This is a genomic window from Microbacterium zouquanmingi (assembly GCF_052266695.1).
Classification (GTDB): domain Bacteria; phylum Actinomycetota; class Actinomycetes; order Actinomycetales; family Microbacteriaceae; genus Microbacterium.
The window spans coordinates 710,152-725,678 of the sequence record NZ_JBQPQZ010000001.1; the positions used below are offsets into that span (position 1 = coordinate 710,152).

At 66.4% G+C, this 15,527-nt stretch carries 17 protein-coding genes; 4 read left to right on the forward strand and 13 right to left on the reverse strand.

Going from position 1 to position 15,527, the window contains the following annotated elements:
- Positions 1-174: a hypothetical protein gene (locus ACTU6U_RS03290; protein ID WP_443467717.1), complete on the reverse strand. Its 174-nt coding sequence runs from the start codon at positions 172-174 to the stop codon at positions 1-3.
- A 117-nt stretch (positions 175-291) separates the two neighbouring features.
- On the opposite strand from ACTU6U_RS03290, the gene ACTU6U_RS03295 reads away from it, so the two are divergent.
- Positions 292-1,398, forward strand: a complete 1,107-nt coding sequence (locus ACTU6U_RS03295; RefSeq protein ID WP_443467718.1) for a DUF4192 family protein — start codon at positions 292-294, stop codon at positions 1,396-1,398.
- A 3-nt stretch (positions 1,399-1,401) separates the two neighbouring features.
- On the opposite strand, the gene lysS is transcribed toward ACTU6U_RS03295, so the two are convergent.
- Positions 1,402-2,934 carry a lysine--tRNA ligase gene (gene lysS, locus ACTU6U_RS03300; protein ID WP_443467719.1) on the reverse strand — a complete coding sequence of 511 codons (1,533 nt, stop codon included), beginning with the start codon at positions 2,932-2,934 and terminating at the stop codon, positions 1,402-1,404.
- A gap of 60 nt (positions 2,935-2,994) precedes the next feature.
- Between lysS and ACTU6U_RS03305 the strand changes: the two genes are divergently transcribed.
- Complete coding sequence (locus ACTU6U_RS03305) at positions 2,995-4,797, forward strand: DUF2207 domain-containing protein (RefSeq protein WP_443467720.1); 1,803 nt, start codon at positions 2,995-2,997, stop codon at positions 4,795-4,797.
- 27 nt (positions 4,798-4,824) lie between these two features.
- Here ACTU6U_RS03305 and ACTU6U_RS03310 read toward each other — a convergent pair whose 3' ends face one another.
- The 10 genes from ACTU6U_RS03310 to hpt form a co-directional block, all read right to left on the reverse strand.
- Entirely contained in the window at positions 4,825-5,502 is a 678-nt protein-coding gene (locus tag ACTU6U_RS03310; RefSeq protein ID WP_443467721.1) for a DUF2520 domain-containing protein, read from the reverse strand.
- The gene (locus ACTU6U_RS03315; RefSeq protein WP_443467722.1) at positions 5,492-7,201 is read right to left on the reverse strand and encodes a PH domain-containing protein; all 1,710 of its coding nucleotides are present in this window, start codon (positions 7,199-7,201) and stop codon (positions 5,492-5,494) included. The genes ACTU6U_RS03310 and ACTU6U_RS03315 overlap by 11 nt, the downstream gene beginning before the upstream one ends.
- Positions 7,198-7,788, reverse strand: a complete 591-nt coding sequence (locus ACTU6U_RS03320; protein WP_443467723.1) for a PH domain-containing protein — start codon at positions 7,786-7,788, stop codon at positions 7,198-7,200. The genes ACTU6U_RS03315 and ACTU6U_RS03320 overlap by 4 nt, the downstream gene beginning before the upstream one ends.
- A complete protein-coding gene (locus tag ACTU6U_RS03325; protein ID WP_443467724.1) occupies positions 7,745-8,221 on the reverse strand; it encodes a DUF3180 family protein in 477 nt (158 codons plus the stop codon). The genes ACTU6U_RS03320 and ACTU6U_RS03325 overlap by 44 nt, the downstream gene beginning before the upstream one ends.
- A complete protein-coding gene (gene folK, locus ACTU6U_RS03330) occupies positions 8,218-8,739 on the reverse strand; it encodes a 2-amino-4-hydroxy-6-hydroxymethyldihydropteridine diphosphokinase (protein WP_443467725.1) in 522 nt (173 codons plus the stop codon). Before folK ends, ACTU6U_RS03325 begins: the two co-directional genes overlap by 4 nt.
- The gene (gene folB / locus ACTU6U_RS03335; RefSeq protein ID WP_443467726.1) at positions 8,739-9,116 is read right to left on the reverse strand and encodes a dihydroneopterin aldolase; all 378 of its coding nucleotides are present in this window, start codon (positions 9,114-9,116) and stop codon (positions 8,739-8,741) included. Before folB ends, folK begins: the two co-directional genes overlap by 1 nt.
- Positions 9,117-9,118: 2 nt before the next feature.
- The gene (folP, locus tag ACTU6U_RS03340; protein ID WP_443467727.1) at positions 9,119-9,922 is read right to left on the reverse strand and encodes a dihydropteroate synthase; all 804 of its coding nucleotides are present in this window, start codon (positions 9,920-9,922) and stop codon (positions 9,119-9,121) included.
- A complete protein-coding gene (gene folE / locus ACTU6U_RS03345; RefSeq protein WP_443467728.1) occupies positions 9,919-10,530 on the reverse strand; it encodes a GTP cyclohydrolase I in 612 nt (203 codons plus the stop codon). The genes folP and folE overlap by 4 nt, the downstream gene beginning before the upstream one ends.
- Positions 10,531-10,532: 2 nt before the next feature.
- The gene (ftsH, locus tag ACTU6U_RS03350; RefSeq protein ID WP_443467729.1) at positions 10,533-12,548 is read right to left on the reverse strand and encodes an ATP-dependent zinc metalloprotease FtsH; all 2,016 of its coding nucleotides are present in this window, start codon (positions 12,546-12,548) and stop codon (positions 10,533-10,535) included.
- Between the two features lie 66 nt (positions 12,549-12,614).
- Positions 12,615-13,166: a hypoxanthine phosphoribosyltransferase gene (hpt, locus tag ACTU6U_RS03355; RefSeq protein ID WP_443467730.1), complete on the reverse strand. Its 552-nt coding sequence runs from the start codon at positions 13,164-13,166 to the stop codon at positions 12,615-12,617.
- Positions 13,167-13,251: 85 nt separating this feature from the next.
- Between hpt and ACTU6U_RS03360 the strand changes: the two genes are divergently transcribed.
- A complete protein-coding gene (locus ACTU6U_RS03360) occupies positions 13,252-13,779 on the forward strand; it encodes a DUF937 domain-containing protein (protein ID WP_443467731.1) in 528 nt (175 codons plus the stop codon).
- A gap of 25 nt (positions 13,780-13,804) precedes the next feature.
- On the opposite strand, the gene tilS is transcribed toward ACTU6U_RS03360, so the two are convergent.
- Positions 13,805-14,794, reverse strand: a complete 990-nt coding sequence (gene tilS, locus ACTU6U_RS03365) for a tRNA lysidine(34) synthetase TilS (protein WP_443467732.1) — start codon at positions 14,792-14,794, stop codon at positions 13,805-13,807.
- Positions 14,795-14,858: 64 nt separating this feature from the next.
- Between tilS and ACTU6U_RS03370 the strand changes: the two genes are divergently transcribed.
- Entirely contained in the window at positions 14,859-15,491 is a 633-nt protein-coding gene (locus ACTU6U_RS03370; protein WP_443467733.1) for a TMEM175 family protein, read from the forward strand.
- Positions 15,492-15,527: the final 36 nt, after the last annotated feature.

A 15,527-nucleotide genomic window follows, 5' to 3' on the forward strand; every position in this document is an offset into this window, starting at 1 on the left:
TCAGCTGCGCGGCGGCAGGCCGCGCGCCGCGCGCTCTTCTGCCTCGATCTGCGAGTGCACTTTGCGTTCGGTGCGGTCGAATCGGAGGATCCCCCGCAGCACGAAGAAAAAGACGACGCCGACTCCCAGGGTCGGCAGAATCGACCATGCCGCTGCCGCCCAGAAAGTGTCCATGCCTCTATCGTACGCGGTCGACGCTGAGCGAAGCCCACTCCTTCTGCACAATCACCAAGTACCAGTCGCGGCTGTGGATCACCGTTGTGCGGGCGCCCCTTCGAGCACACTCTCTGCATGACCACAGTCCTTAAAGCAGCAGGTTCCGCCGAGTTCCTCGGCCTCGTCCCGGCTCTTGCCGGCTTCACACCACGGCAGAGCATCATGCTCGTGCCGTTCGCGAGCTCCCGCGCGCGCGGAGCGATGCGGATCGACCTCCCACGAGACGCCGTCGAGGTCGAGGAGTTCGTCGACGCCGCAGTCGGGCTGGTCTCACGAGTGAGCAAGACGGATGCCGTTGCTGTCGTGATCTACACCGACGAGCCACCGCAGTACACGAGAGACGGAATGGTGCTCCCCCACACCGTCGTCGTCGAGGATCTGCTCGCTGTCGCGATGGACTCGGGGCTCCGCATCGTCGATGCGCTCTGCGTCATGGCATCCGGATGGTCGAGCTACCTGGATGACGAGCCGGCCCTGGGCTCCCTCGACGACATCCCCGGCGCGCCGCCAGTGCCCGGCATCGCAGACGTCTCCGGCGACCAGGCCGACGGTGCGGAGCTGCCCCAGGTCGACCTCGCTGAGAAAGAAAGGGTGGGCCGGGCTCTGCACGACCTCACGGAGGTCGTCGACCACGAACGCGCCCCGCGAAGCGCGCGTGAGAATCCGCAGGCGATCAACGCTTCGCTCCTGCTCGATGATCTGCCGCTGTTCTTCGAGACGGTGCTCGAGCGGCCGGAGAACCTGCCGCCGTTCGCGTCGGCAGCACTGCTGTGGTGCATGAACCGACCGACCTTCCGCGATGCCGCCCTGGTGCAGTGGGCAACGGATCTGCCCACCGGCGTCGGGATCCTCGACGCGCAGCTCGCCTTCACGCACCACGGCACGGCGGTTCCCCCCGAACTGGGTCAGATCTTCATCGGGCAGGGCGATGCACCCGATGCCGACCGTCTCCGGCTGGCGCTGACCCTCGCGCGCAATGTGGCCGCACGCGCCCCGCGCGCTTACCGGGCCGCCCCGTTGACGGTGGCAGCGTGGCTGTCGTGGGCGCTCGGACGCTCGACGCACGCTGCGCACTACCTCGAGGCCGCGTCCGAGATCGACCCGGAGTACTCCTTGGCGCAGCTGCTCAGCACGCTCATCAGCGCAGCGGTCCTCCCCGAGTGGACGTTCCGCCGGGGCTGAGTGCTACTTGACGAGGGGGAAGAGAATCGTCTCGCGAATGCCGAGACCCGTGATCGCCATGATCAGACGGTCGATGCCCATCCCCATGCCGCCTGTCGGCGGCATGCCGTGCTCGAGCGCACGCAGGAACTCTTCGTCGACGCGCATCGCCTCGACATCGCCGCGGGCTGCGAGCTTCGCCTGCTCGACGAAGCGCTCGCGCTGGATGACGGGGTCGACGAGCTCGGAATACCCTGTCGCCAGCTCGAACCCGCGAATGTACAAGTCCCACTTCTCGACGACGCCAGCGCGGGAGCGGTGTTCGCGCACGAGCGGCGATGTGTCGACCGGGAAGTCCATGACGAACGTGGGGCGGGTCAGATCGACCTTGACGAAGTGCTCCCAGAGTTCTTCGATCAGCTTTCCGTGCGTTGCATGCGGGGGTACGTCGACGCCATTCTTCTCGGCGAATGCGGTGAGCTCTGCCACCGAGTCATCGATCGTGAACTCGCGCCCGACCGCCGCAGAGAGCGAGTCGTACATCGAGACGCGATCCCACTCGCCGCCGAGATCGTACTCGGTGCCATCGGCCCAGGTGACTGTCGTGGAGCCGCTGACAGCGATCGCAGCCTGCTGCACGAGCTCCTGAGTGAGCTCTGCCATCTGGTTGTAGTCGCCGTAGGCCTGGTAGGCCTCGAGCATCGCGAATTCGGGGCTGTGAGTGGAGTCGGCGCCCTCATTGCGGAAGTTGCGGTTGATCTCGAACACGCGCTCGATACCACCGACGACGGCGCGCTTCAGATAGAGCTCAGGTGCGATACGCAGGTAGAGCTCGGTGTCGAAGGCGTTCGAGTGCGTGATGAACGGACGAGCGGATGCTCCGCCGTGCTGCACCTGCAGCATCGGAGTCTCGACCTCGAGGTACTCGTGCGAAGTGAAGGTCGCACGAAGGCTGGCATTGACGGCTGCACGTGCGCGCACCGTCGTACGAGCCTGTTCGCGGACGATCAAGTCGAGGTAGCGGCTGCGGACCCGGCTCTCCTCACTCAGATCGCCGTACGCGTTCGGCAGCGGCAGGATCGCCTTGGATGCGATCGTCCAGTCATCGGCCATGATCGACAGCTCACCCCGGCGGCTGGAGATCACCTGTCCGTGCACGAACACGTGGTCGCCGAGGTCGACGTATTCCTTCCACCGGGCGAGCGACTCCTCGCCCACCTCGGCGAGAGAGATCATCGCCTGGATGCGAGAACCATCGCCGGCCTGCAGCGATGCGAAGCACAGCTTGCCGGTGTTGCGGCTGAAGACGACGCGGCCGGCGATGCCGACCATCGCTCCGGTCTCTTCACCTGCTTCGAGCTCGGCGTACTCCGCGCGCAGCGCGGGGATCGAGTGCGTGACCGGAACTCCGACCGGAAAGGCTCCGCCGGCGGCATCCGATCGCTGCGCGATCAGGCGCTCGCGCTTGGCAAGACGAACAGCCTTCTGCTCATGAACGTCATCGCCTTCGGCGTTGTCCGGGGTGTTGTCAGCGGGCGCGGTGGACGCGTCAGTCATCAGGGCTCCTTGCAAGTCAACTTCGAGTTTACCGGGCCTGCTTGCGGCTAACCTCGGAGCATGCACCTCCGGTCACTTGCACTCGCGCTCATCGCTGCAGGAGTCCTGCTCGCGGGGCCCACCGCCGCGGCGTCCGCAGCCTCGCAGCCCACCGACGTGGACGATTTCAACTTCTCCTCGTGGGACGCGACCTTCGAAGTCGGAATCGACGACGACGGACGTGCAACCCTGCACGTCCAGGAGACGCGTGTTGCCGAGTTCCCCGAGTTCGACCAGAGCCGCGGGATCGTCGTGGGCTATCCACTGTCCTACCGAGGTGCCAGCACCGAGCCGACGATCCTCGCCGTTCGCGATGAGAGCGGCAACGACATCGAGTACGAGACCGAAGAGGACGACGGCATCCTTTACGTCCTCACCGGAGGCGATGAGTTCGTGCACGGCGCGAACACCTACGTGATCGAGTACGAGATGCGTGACATCATCCTCGACGCGACAGAGACGAAGGTCGATGAGTTCTACTGGGACCTGCTGCCCCTCGACAGCACGCAAGACGTCGATGTCTTCCACGCCGAGATCATCTTCGATGACGAGCTGACGTCTCACCTCACCGGCGACACGGCCTGTTATGAGGGCGGCTACGGCTCCCACACGACGTGCGAACTGCAGGACGACGGAGACGGCACCTTCACCGTCGAACGGCACGATCTTCGAGCGGCTTCAGGGATCAGCGTGGCGATCGCCCTGGAAGCCGGCACCATCACACAGCCGCCCGCACGCCTTCCCAACGCCGCTACCGACATCGCCCCGTACCCCTTGGGCGGCGGAGTCCTCCTGCTCTCCCTCGGCGGATGGCTCGCGACGAAGAGCATGATCCGCCGACGTCGGCGCGCCACCGGCATCGTGATCGCGCAGTACGACGTACCCGATGACATGCCGCCGCTGCTCGCAGGCGCGATCCACCCCGATGCGAGGAACCCTGTCTCCGCCGAGATCATCCACCTCGCGGTGCGCGGATCGCTGCGGATCGAAGAACTCCCAGACGGGAGCGCCGACAAGCAGCCCCGGCTGCGTCGCGTTGATGCCCCGACCCCCGACCCCCTCGACGCAAACGCGCTGCAGCTGCTCTTCGGCTCGGCCCCGAGCGGCACAGTGCTCGAGCTGCCCAAGAACGATGAGACATTCGCCGCGCGCATGCAGAGCATGATCGCGAGCGGCCCTGCGGCCGCCGCAGAGCGCGGACTCACGACGAAAGCCTCGAGCACCGTGGCACGGGTCATCCAGATCATCGCGATCGCGGTGTTCGCAGCCCTTGCCGTGCTGCTGCTGTGGAGCATGTTCACCGGTCGCGAGTCCGCCGGGCCGGTCTTCTTCGTAACGCTCGCCAGCGGAATACTCCTCGTGATCACGACCGTTTCGGCCTTCCGCACGCACACCGTGCTGACGAAAGAGGGCGCACTGCAGCTGGAGTATCTCGACGGTGTGCGCGAGTTCATCCGCGTCGCCGAAGAGGATCGTCTGCGGATGCTGCAGTCCTACAGCGGCGCCGATCGCCGAAGCGACGGCAGCGTCGACGTCATCCACGTCTACGAGAAGCTGCTCCCCTACGCGATCGTGTTCGGGCAGGAGCGCGAGTGGGGCGAGGTGCTCGAACACAGCTACCGCCAGGCGAATCAGCAGGCCACCTGGATGGACAGTTCGAACGTGGGCTTCCAGTGGTACGCACTGGGAGCGTTCTCGTCGTCCGTGCACTCCTCGTCGGCCTATTCGGCCCCCTCGACCGCCAGTTCGTCAGGCTTCGGCGGTTCCTCCGGCGGAGGATATTCCGGCGGAGGAGGCGGTGGAGGCTTCTCCGGCGGGCGCTGAGCCCCCTCCCTGTCGCCGAAAACGCGCTCAGTCGGATGCTTCGCGCAGAGCCGTCTCAACCGTCGACTGCACGAGTGCCGACAGGTAGCCGCCCGGGTTCTCGATGCCGATGCCGCGCAACAGCGAGGTCGACTGGCCGATGATCGCGCGTGAGAATTCGGATGCCGTGGCGATCGCCTCCGCGTAGGCTGCCCGGTCGTCTTCACTGATGACGACCGGTTCGCAACCGAGCTCGACGGCGAGCGCCTGAGCGATCGGCAGCACCGGGCCGGGAGCGGTGACCGCGGCAAAGCTCGCCTGCAGCTGGCGCAGGTCGATCGAGGTGCCGGTGAACGAAATGGCAGGATGCACGGCGAGCGGGATGGCGCCCGATCGCTGAGCGGGCTCGAGCACGCTGATGCCATAGGCGGGATCGGTGTGCAGCACGATCTGTCCCGGCTGCCAGGCGCCGACTTCGGCGAGGCCCCGCACGAGGCCAGGCAACTCGTCGTGGGGAACCGCCAGAATCACCAGCTCGCTGCGCCGGAGCACCTCTTCGGCATCGAGCACCGGCACATCGGGGAGAACACCGGCGACCCGATCGTCGTCGGAGCCGCTCGTGATTCCGACCACCGCGTGACCTGCGCCGCCGAGAGCCGCACCGATCACGGGGCCGACTCGGCCTGCGCCGATGATGCCGACCCCGAGCCGGCCATCACGATTCATGCGGCGCCTCGGGAGGTGCGCCTTCCGCCCACCGGTGACCGTGATCGCGCTGCACGGCAGACGCGGCACGATGCGCGATGCCATCGAGCGACTCGTTCACGTGCGCGCTCTCGATGCCGACGACGTCTCCGAGCACGGGACCGGTGACGCTGTGCGCCTTGAGGGCTCCGACGCGCTGCGCCCGATCGATCGGTCCCTGCTCCGCAGAGATGCCCTGCAGCCGCACGAGCGGGAAGATCGCAAGCTTCCGCCAGAACACCCCTCGGCGCAGCAGCAGCGCGAAGTCGGTGACGGCGAAGCCGTGCCGCTTCCACGAGAAGGGACGTCGCCACCACGCGCGACGGGCCATCACCCGGTACGGGTCTGTGTCCTGCTGCGGTCCCTGGATTCCGTGCTCCCACACCAGCGGCAGGTCATCTGCCGGAAGATCTGGCACGATGAGCTCGAGCACCCGCCGCACGTCGGCTGCGACGCCGACCGGCAGCACGATGTTGAACTGCTGCGCGGTGCTGGACTGCTGCGCGGAGAGGCTCTTGCCGCTCATCCGGTTGATCTTGATCGTCCACCATCCGAACGGGCGCCACAGCAGCGACTGCGTGACCTCGGCCGCGAAGATCCGCCCCGGGGGGATCGTCTCGGTGATCGTCGTGAACAGTCCGTAAGTGATCCGGATGCCGTCGGCGGTCGACGCGATCGAGTAGCGCAGCGACTTCGAGATCTGCGCCCAGGTGATCGCGACGGTGGCGATCACCAGCGGAATACCGACACCGAGCGTCACTCCGAGAATCGCGAAAGTGGCCTCCGGCCCCGATACATCGGCGAGGATCGCCGGAACTGTGAAGGCCAGCACGATCGCGAAGAGGATTAAGAAGAATCCGAACCACAGCACACCGGAGAGCAGTTGAGATCCGACGAGCCTGCCGGTCGGGATCTTCACGACGCTCTCGGGCTCGACGTCGTCGAGGTCCACCCCACCGATGATGCCGCTGACGCCGTCGTTCACCGACCCGACGAGTTGCGAGCGCATGGTCTGCGGAGCACCGCTCTCGTGATGGCCGCTCTGGTCCGCGCGACCGCTCTGCCGGATTTCACGCGCGGCACGAGCGCCGGATGCCAGGCGGAGGATGTCCGTGCGCACGGTCTCAGCCTTCGGGGTCGAGAGGTACTCCAGCGGCACGTTGGCATCGGTTCCTGCGCCGACGACCTCGAGCTTGGCCATCCCGATCAGACGGGCGGGGAAGGGCCTGGTCAGGTTGACGCCCTGCACACGGTCGAGCGGTGCGCGGCGCTGAGAGCGGAAGATGATGCCCTTGCGCACTTCGACGTACTCGTCAGAGATGCGGAACTGCTGGAACCGCCACACCAGCCAGAACCCCACGATGAGGATCACCAGCACCCCGAGCACGATGAGCATCGCGATCAGGATGAGGTTGTTCTCCAGTACCCAGTCGACGGGGTCGCCGCCCCCGAAGTCTTCGATGTGCGCTTCTTCCGGCGCGAAGAGGCTGACCAGCCAGAAGATAATCCGCTCGCGGAAGTTGTTCAGAACGATGCCCGCGACGATGATGAGCACCAGGCCGCCCTTAAACAGCGGTGTCAGCGGGTGCAGCCGGTGCCATTCGCCGTCGGCGAGTTCGCTGGTCTCCGCGACCGAAGTCGCCGGTCGGAGGTTCGGGTCGTGCTGTTCCGGGGTGCTCACAGGCCGGTCCGGCGGGTCTCGGCGACGTCGATGAGCGTGTCGCGGAGCGACTCGGCCGCGGATTGCGTGAGACCGGGGATCTGCACGCCGGTGGCAGTGGCTGCCGTGACCATCTTCAGTTGAGAGACGCCGAAGGCACGATCGAGCGGCCCGTGGGTGATGTCGACGAGCTGCATGCGTCCGTAGGGGACCGCGATGATGCGCTGCCACAGAATGCCGCGGCGGAAGACGATGTCGTCCTCACGCAGCATGTAGCCGATCGCCTTCGCCTGCCGCGGCAGGATCACGAGAGTCCCCACGATCAGGACTGCGACGATACCGCCAGGAATCCACACCCACTTCTGGTGCAGCACGAGTGCGACCACCAGCACGACGGCGATCAGGAGAACGAGAAGGATGCCATTCTGCACGAACTGCGATGCGACATAGCGCGGAGAGATCTGATGCCACCGGCCATCGAGTTCGAGACGGCCCGCTCCACGGGGCTGCCGAAGCTGGTCGTAGGAGCCTTGATCCAGCACCGAGTCGGCGGGGCGTGGAAGTTCAGTCCCCTGCGGCTCCGGCGGGGTCATCTGGCTGTCGGTCATCAGGATCCTTTGGAAGAGTGCAGAACTGTTCGGCGACGAGAGCCGCGACTACGAGAACAAGCGAACTCGCGACCAGCACCGTCATGGCCACAATCGACCCTACCTGGGGACCCACGGGGCGCGACAGGAGGAACACCGACAGCCCTGCTCCGAAACCGGTGACGATCGCACCGAGCAGGCTGGATGCGCGCGCCAGTGTCGCTGCTCGCATCGCGCGGAAGGGATCGATGCGTACGCGCCCGCGCACGCTGCGCCGCACCGGCCAGGCGAGCGCGAGCACTGCCGCGGCGAGCAGCAGAAGCAGCACGGGCAGAAGAGGCGACGGCGAGAAGGTCGCCCGGCCGCCGATCGTGAGCAGATGATCAACGAGATAGCCGATGCCTCCACCCACAATGGCGAGCAGGATCAGGACGAGCGGAGAGGTGCGCTTCATCTTCGCAGCGCCTCGACGAGGTCGGCGACCCGGCCTGCGCCCGGAATCGCAGCATCCGGATCGAGACTCAGCCACGGCTCGAGAACGAACAGCCGCTCGGCTGCCCGGGGATGCGGCAGCAGTGCGTGCGGATCGTCGGAGACCGTATCGCCGTAGGCGATCAGATCCAGGTCGAGAGTGCGGTCACCCCAGCGCTCCGTGCGCACTCTGCCGTGCTCGTCTTCGATCGCGTGCAGGAGACCCAGCAGCACCTGAGGCGCGAGCCGCGTCGTCAGCACAGCAACGGCGTTCACATACGCCGGGGCGTCGGGGTCCGGCCCGTCGAGGCGGACGGCAACGCTCTCGTGAAGCTCGGACAGCCGCAGATCTTCAACGAGCGGCAGCCGCGCGATGCGCTCGGCCGCTTGACGGATCGTCTCGGCACGATCTCCGAGATTGGCGCCGAAGGCGACGACCGCGCGAACAGCGTCGCGGCCAGGGCGAGGATCGAGCGTCGGGATCGGAGGCATCCGGACCATCAGCGGGCCGCCGTCCGGGTGCGGCGGATGGCGACCGAGACATCCGCGAAGGTCAGCGGGATCGGTGCATGGGGCTTGTGGACCGTGACCTCGACCTCGTGCACCCGATCGTCATCGAGGGCGGCATCCGCGATGCGCTGCGCGAGCTTCTCGATGAGGTTCACCGGATCGCCGGCGACGACCGCGGCCACTTTCTCTGCCAGCTCCCCGTAGTGCACGGTGTCGGTCACGTCATCGGATGCCGCGGCATCCGACAGATCGACCAGAAGACGCAGGTCGATCGTGAAGTCCTGCCCGTCTTCGCGTTCGTGCTCGAAGACGCCGTGCCGACCGAACACCGTCAGGCCGGTGAGGCGGATCTCATCCGTGGTCGACATGCTCATCCTTCCCATGCCCGCGCGATCGCGATCGCGTCGCGCGCCGCGCCGACGTCGTGCACACGGACTGCCCAGACGTCGTGGCGAACAGCGAGAGCGCTGGTGACCGCGGTTGCGAGATCGAGACGATCCTCCGACACCTCGACGTCCCCGACCGTGGCCAGCTGGGCGCTCAGGAAACGCTTGCGCGACGTGCCGATGAGCACGCGGTAGCCGAGGGCCGTGACATCGGCCAGTCCGCGCAGCACATCCCAGTTCTGGTCACCGGTCTTGGCGAAGCCGATTCCTGGATCGACGATGATGCGCGCCGGAGCGATGCCAGCCTGGGCTGCTTCCCCGATGCGTTCGCGCAGCTCTGCGGCCACCTCACGCGAGGCGCGTCGGTACTCGGCGCGGGCGTACATGTCAGAGGACGGTCCGCGCCAGTGCCCGATCGCGAAGTCGGCGCCGGACTCGGCGACCGCCGCGCGCATGTCCGGGTCGGCGAGTCCGCCGGATACGTCATTGACGATGCGCGCGCCCGCACGCACCGCAGCAGCCGCGGTCGATGCGTTGAGCGTGTCGACACTCACCGCGACCCCGCGCTCCGCGAGAGCCTCGATCACCGGGAGGACCCGCTGCAGCTCGATGGCAGGGTCCACGCGCTCGGAACCGGGTCGAGTGGACTCACCGCCGATGTCGAGCACGGTTGCCCCGGCAGCGTGCAGCATCAGGCCGTGCGCGATCGCGTGATCGCGATCGATGTAGCGTCCGCCATCGCTGAACGAGTCAGTGGTGACGTTGACGATTCCCCAGATCCCGGTCATTGATTCGGCCCCTGAGCCAGTCGAAGGGTCCCGCCGATCAACGCGATCAGCTCCGCACGCGCCACCGGTTCGCGGTACTCGCCGCGTGCCGCGATCGTGAGCGTCGAGGCATCCGTCTGACGTCCTCCGCGCATCGTCACGCAGCCGTGCACCGCATCCAGAACGACGAGGACACCACGGGTGTCGAGGTGCTCGTCGATCGTGTCGGCGATCTGCTCGCCGAGGCGCTCCTGCACCTGCGGACGAGCGGAGAGGACCTCGACGACCTTCACGAGCGCACCGAGACCGACCACCTGCTCGCCGGGCAGGTATGCGATGTGCGCGTGACCGGCGAACGGCAGCAGGTGATGCTCACAGACCGAGCGGAAGCGGATGTCACGCAGCAGCACGGCCCCCGACGCCAGCGTCTCGGGGGCGGGGCCGCGCGAGACGCTGATCGTGCGAGAAAGGGGTTCTGCCGCGTCGTGGCCGACTCCGGCGAAGAACTCGGAGTACAGATCTGCCATTCGGCTCGGGGTCTGCTTCAGTCCCGGTCGATCCGGGTCCTCACCGATCGCCTCGAGCAGCTCGCGGGTCAGCCGTTCGACCCTTTCCCGGTCGACGGCCATGATCAGGCCGTCGCCGGGCGCGCCTGCCCCGATGCCGGGGCGCCGCCGGTGGCGCCACGGGATGCCGCAGCATCCGCTGACGCATCGACAGAGGCCGCGGCATCCGCAGGGATGACGCGCTTCGGCATCTCGATCGGCGGGCGGTCCGACACCGGGCGCTCGCTGCTCGAGAGCCACAGCGGACGCTCGGGAAGCTTGCGCACGTCGGAGAAGATCTCGGCGATCTCGTTGTGGTCGAGGGTCTCCTCCTCGAGCAGCGCGAGCGCGAGACGGTCGAGGATGTCGCGGTTGTCGCTGATCACCTGGTACGCCTCGTCGTGCGCCTGCTCGATGAGTGCGCGCACCTCGGTATCGACGCGCTCGGCGACCGACTCGGAGTACTCTCTTCCGCGGCCCATGTCGCGACCGGCGAAGGGCTCTCCGCCCTCAGAGCCGAGCTTGACCGGTCCGAGTTTGGTCGTCATTCCGTACTCGATGACCATCTTGCGGGCGATGCTCGTCGCCTTCTCGATGTCGTTCGATGCGCCGGTGGTCGGGTCGTGGAAGATGAGCTCTTCTGCGACGCGTCCACCCATCGCGTAGGTGAGCTGATCCTGCAGTTCGTTGCGGGTGACCGAGTACTTGTCATCCAGCGGCATCACCATCGTGTAGCCGAGGGCCTTGCCTCGAGGCAGGATCGTGATCTTGGTCACCGGGTCGGTGTAGTTCATCGCTGCAGCGGCGAGTGCGTGACCGCCCTCGTGATACGCGGTGATGAGCTTCTCGCGGTCCTTCATGACGCGCGTGCGTCGCTGGGGCCCAGCGATCACACGATCGATGGCCTCATCGAGCGCGCGGTTGTCGACGAGCTGCGCGTTGGAGCGCGCGGTGAGGAGCGCTGCCTCGTTGAGGACGTTGGCCAGGTCTGCACCGGTGAAGCCGGGAGTCTTGCGCGCGACGACCTCGAGGTCGACGCTCTTCGCGAGCGGCTTGCCCTTGGCATGCACCTGCAGGATGTGCAGGCGGCCCTTGAGTCCTGGAGCATCCACACCGATCTGACGATCGAAGCGGCCAGGACGGAGCAGCGCGGGGTCGAGGATGTCGGGACGGTTGGTCGCCGCGATCACGATGACATTCGCGTTCGGGTCGAAGCCATCCATCTCGACGAGCATCTGGTTCAGCGTCTGCTCGCGCTCATCGTTACCGCCGCCCATGCCGGCGCCGCGGTGGCGACCGACGGCGTCGATCTCATCGATGAAGATGATCGCTGGCGCGTTTTCTTTGGCCTGGGTGAACAGGTCGCGAACGCGGGATGCTCCGACGCCGACGAACATCTCGACGAAGTCTGAACCGGAGATCGAGTAGAACGGAGCCCCCGCTTCGCCGGCGACAGCGCGGGCGAGGAGGGTCTTACCTGTTCCGGGAGGGCCGTACAGCAGCACGCCCTTGGGGATGCGGGCGCCGACCGCCTGGAACTTCGCAGGATCCTGGAGGAACTCCTTGATCTCTTCGAGCTCTTCGATGGCCTCATCGGCACCGGCGACGTCGGCGAAGGTGACCGTCGGGGTCTCCTTGCTGACGAGCTTCGCCTTGGACTTGCCGAACTGCATGACCTTGCCGCCGCCACCCTGCATGGAGGAGAGCAGCCACCAGAACAGCAGACCCAGCAGTACGAGCGGAAGAAGAAGCGAGAGGATGCCGTCGAACCAGGTGGCCCGCGGGACGACGTCGTTGAAGCCGTCCTTCGGATCAGCGGAGCTGATCGCCGTGACGACCTCGTCGGCGCGCGCCTCTACGTAGTAGAACTGGACTTCCTTCGAGTCTTCGAAGGCCTTCGACAGGGTCATGTCGACGCGCTGATCACCGTCGGTGGTCGTCACCTCGGTGACTGTCTCGCCCGCGAGCAGGTCGAGTCCCTGCTGCGTGGTGATCTGCTTCGGGGCGCCGAGATTCGAGATCAGCAAGAATCCGCCGAACAGCAGGACACCGATCAGCACTACATACAGCAGCGGGTTTCGGGTGATCTTCTTCACGTCCATGGTCCGTTCAGCGTATCGCGCGTGTCCTTGGGCCTCGCTGTGATTCGCCCCTGGCGTAGCGGGGGGTCAGGAGTACACATGCGGCGCAAGCACCGCGACATCGCGCAGGTTGCGGTAGCGCTCGTCGTAGTCGAGGCCGTAGCCGACGACGAACTCGACCGGGATGTCGAAGCCGACGTACTTGCAGTCGATCTCGACCTTCGCAGCTTCTGGCTTGCGCAGCAGCGCCAGGACCTCGATCGACTCGGGGCCGCGGGACTCGAAGTTCTCGAGCAGCCAGCTGAGGGTCAGGCCCGAGTCGATGATGTCTTCGACGATGAGCACGTGCTTGCCGTGCAGGTCGGTGTCGAGGTCCTTGCGGATCTGGACGACACCGCTGGACTTCGTGCTTGAGCCGTAGCTCGAGACAGCCATCCAGTCCATCGGCGCGTGGAAGGGCAGTGCGCGGGCGAAGTCCGCCATCACCATGACAGCACCCTTGAGCACGCCGACGAGGAGGAGATCCTTGCCCTCGTAGTCCTTCGCGACTCGGTCGGCGAGCTCTTGAAGCTTCGCCAGAATCTGCTCCTCGGTAACGAGGATCTCTGCAAGGTCATCTTGAATCTCAGCCGCGCGCATGAATTGATTTTAGGTGACGGATGCTGTGGGTTCGGTAATACTGTGGGGACTGAGCGGGCGGATGCCCCAGACGGAAGGATCTCCCATGGCTCTTGACGACATTCTCAAGCAGGTTCCGATCGAAGACATCGCCGCGAAACTCGGGGTCTCACCTGCCGAGGCATCGAAGGCCGTTGAACAGGGCGGTGCCGTGCTGCTGAGCGGCCTCGCGAAGAACGCTCAGACCGCTGAGGGCGGGGCCGCAATTCAGAATGCTCTCAAGCGCCACGAGGGAAAGCCCGGCGTGAGCAAGGTCGACGACATCGATCAGGCCGACGGCGGCAAGATCGTGCAGCACGTGCTCGGAAGCGACGCCGGCGAGGTTGCCGCGAAGCTGAACGCCTCTGAGAAGACGCCTGGCATCGACTTCGGCAAGCTTCTGCCGATCCTCGCACCCATCGTCATGGGCCTCATCGCCAACGCGACCAAGGGCAAGTCTGACTCGGGTGCCGCGTCCGGTGAATCCGGTGGCGGGCTCGGCGACATCATCGGCGGCCTGCTCGGCGGCGGCTCGTCTTCGAGTGGCGGCGGAATCGGCGACCTGCTCGGCGGCCTCTTCGGCGGCAAGAAGTAGCCGCGACGCGGCCGAGGCTTCGCCTCTACCGTGCGCGGAAGAAGATCCGCGCGCCCTCCCGGTAGGCGGCGCACCCCGGAAGATCAATCGGCCCCTGACCCGACCAGTCGGTGATGAGGCGCGCGACCTCAAGCGTCTGCGTGCGCGACAGGCTCGCACCGAACTCGCTGTGCGCGACAAGCCGGATGATGCGGTTGCGCAGGGCTGCGGGATTCGCCGCGAGTGCCGCGACGCTGACCGAGATGCCGGCTTCGGCGTGCTCGACGATGTCCTCGATAGTCTCGTGGATCATCTCGTCGAACGCCTCGGCATCCTCCCGGAGCTGTTCGGCAGTGCGAGCGAGCGCTTCAGCGATCCCAGGCCCGAGCTCTGATTCAAGCACCGGCAGCACGTTCTCGCGCACCCTGACCCGCGCGAAACGGTGCTCGCGGTTGTGCGGATCGTGCCACGGGTCCAGATCGGATGCTGCGCAGAACGCCTCTGTCGTCGCGCGGCGCACCCCCAACATTGGGCGCAGCCAGACGGTGCCGTCCTCGTCCTCGCGGCGCGGTGCCATGCCCTGCAGGCTGGTCGCTCCGGCTCCGCGGGCAAGCCCGAGGAGGACGGTCTCGGCCTGGTCATCGAGAGTGTGTCCGAGCAGGACAGCATCCGCTCGTTCGCTCGCGGCAATGCCGCGCAGCACCGCGTAGCGCGCGTCGCGCGCAGCGGCCTCGAGTCCGCCCTCAGTGAACGAGACGTCGACTCTCGCAACAAGAGAGCGGATGCCGAGGCTCTCAGCCTGCACCGCGGCCGAGGCCGCGACCTCGTCTGAGCCCTCCTGCAGGTCGTGATCGATCGTGGCGCTGAGCACGCGCATCCCGCGAGAGCGAGCTTCGAAAACGGTCGCCGCGGCGAGCGCGAGCGAATCTGCGCCCCCGGACAGCGCGACGATCACCGTCGCACCGTCGGGCAGATCGGCGAGCGCGACGCGCACGGCAAGGCGGATCTCGGCGACAGCAGGCGGGAGCGAAGGCACCCCTCCACGGTACGACACCGACGCGCATCTATCGCGGGAAGCATCCCGGTCATATTCTGGGCGAGTGACAGAGCACGAGCAGATGACGCAGTCGTTCTCCACAGAGCGATTCAAGGCGTTCGTCGACGCAGTGGTCGCAATCGCGATGACGCTGCTGATCCTGCCGCTGATGGAGTCCGTCTCAGAGGCAGCCTCCGACAAGCTCAGCACCGCCGATTTCCTGAACGAGCACAGCGGTCAGCTGACGAGCTTCGTGCTCAGTTTCGTGCTCATCGCGAACTCCTGGATCGGGCATCACCGCCAGTACAACGATGTCGAGGTGATCACCCGTCCGCTGCTGTGGATCAACGTGGCCTGGATGGCGACCATCGTCTGGCTGCCGGTGCCGACCGCGATGATCGGCCAGATGGACTCGGATCCGCTGCAGGCTGTGCTGTACATCGGCACGCTGATCCTCACGCAGTTCACCACCTTCGCGGGGCGCATCTACCTTCTGCGGCATCCGACGTACACGCGGGCTGACCCGCAGCGGATACGCCTGGGGGCGGTGGCGGACATCGCCTCGGCGATCCTGTTCGGCATCGCGCTGATCATCGTCATCGCGTTCGGGTCGGTCGGGTACTTCGCCCTCTTCCTCCTGGCGCTCACCGGCACTCTCGCAAGAGCGCTGAACAAGCTCTTCCGAACGCGCGGGTAGGCTAGTCCGCGGCATCCACCCGTTTTTCCTGAGGAG

What these genes read in the sequence shown, in the direction of transcription:
- ACTU6U_RS03290 (WP_443467717.1), bottom strand. Translation starts at nt 174, where the DNA reads ATGGACACTTTCTGGGCGGCAGCGGCATGGTCGATTCTGCCGACCCTG.
- ACTU6U_RS03295 (WP_443467718.1), top strand. Translation starts at nt 292, where the DNA reads ATGACCACAGTCCTTAAAGCAGCAGGTTCCGCCGAGTTCCTCGGCCTC.
- lysS (WP_443467719.1), bottom strand. Translation starts at nt 2,934, where the DNA reads ATGACTGACGCGTCCACCGCGCCCGCTGACAACACCCCGGACAACGCC.
- ACTU6U_RS03305 (WP_443467720.1), top strand. Translation starts at nt 2,995, where the DNA reads ATGCACCTCCGGTCACTTGCACTCGCGCTCATCGCTGCAGGAGTCCTG.
- ACTU6U_RS03310 (WP_443467721.1), bottom strand. Translation starts at nt 5,502, where the DNA reads ATGAATCGTGATGGCCGGCTCGGGGTCGGCATCATCGGCGCAGGCCGA.
- ACTU6U_RS03320 (WP_443467723.1), bottom strand. Translation starts at nt 7,788, where the DNA reads ATGACCGACAGCCAGATGACCCCGCCGGAGCCGCAGGGGACTGAACTT.
- ACTU6U_RS03325 (WP_443467724.1), bottom strand. Translation starts at nt 8,221, where the DNA reads ATGAAGCGCACCTCTCCGCTCGTCCTGATCCTGCTCGCCATTGTGGGT.
- folK (WP_443467725.1), bottom strand. Translation starts at nt 8,739, where the DNA reads ATGGTCCGGATGCCTCCGATCCCGACGCTCGATCCTCGCCCTGGCCGC.
- folB (WP_443467726.1), bottom strand. Translation starts at nt 9,116, where the DNA reads ATGTCGACCACGGATGAGATCCGCCTCACCGGCCTGACGGTGTTCGGT.
- folP (WP_443467727.1), bottom strand. Translation starts at nt 9,922, where the DNA reads ATGACCGGGATCTGGGGAATCGTCAACGTCACCACTGACTCGTTCAGC.
- folE (WP_443467728.1), bottom strand. Translation starts at nt 10,530, where the DNA reads ATGGCCGTCGACCGGGAAAGGGTCGAACGGCTGACCCGCGAGCTGCTC.
- ftsH (WP_443467729.1), bottom strand. Translation starts at nt 12,548, where the DNA reads ATGGACGTGAAGAAGATCACCCGAAACCCGCTGCTGTATGTAGTGCTG.
- hpt (WP_443467730.1), bottom strand. Translation starts at nt 13,166, where the DNA reads ATGCGCGCGGCTGAGATTCAAGATGACCTTGCAGAGATCCTCGTTACC.
- ACTU6U_RS03360 (WP_443467731.1), top strand. Translation starts at nt 13,252, where the DNA reads ATGGCTCTTGACGACATTCTCAAGCAGGTTCCGATCGAAGACATCGCC.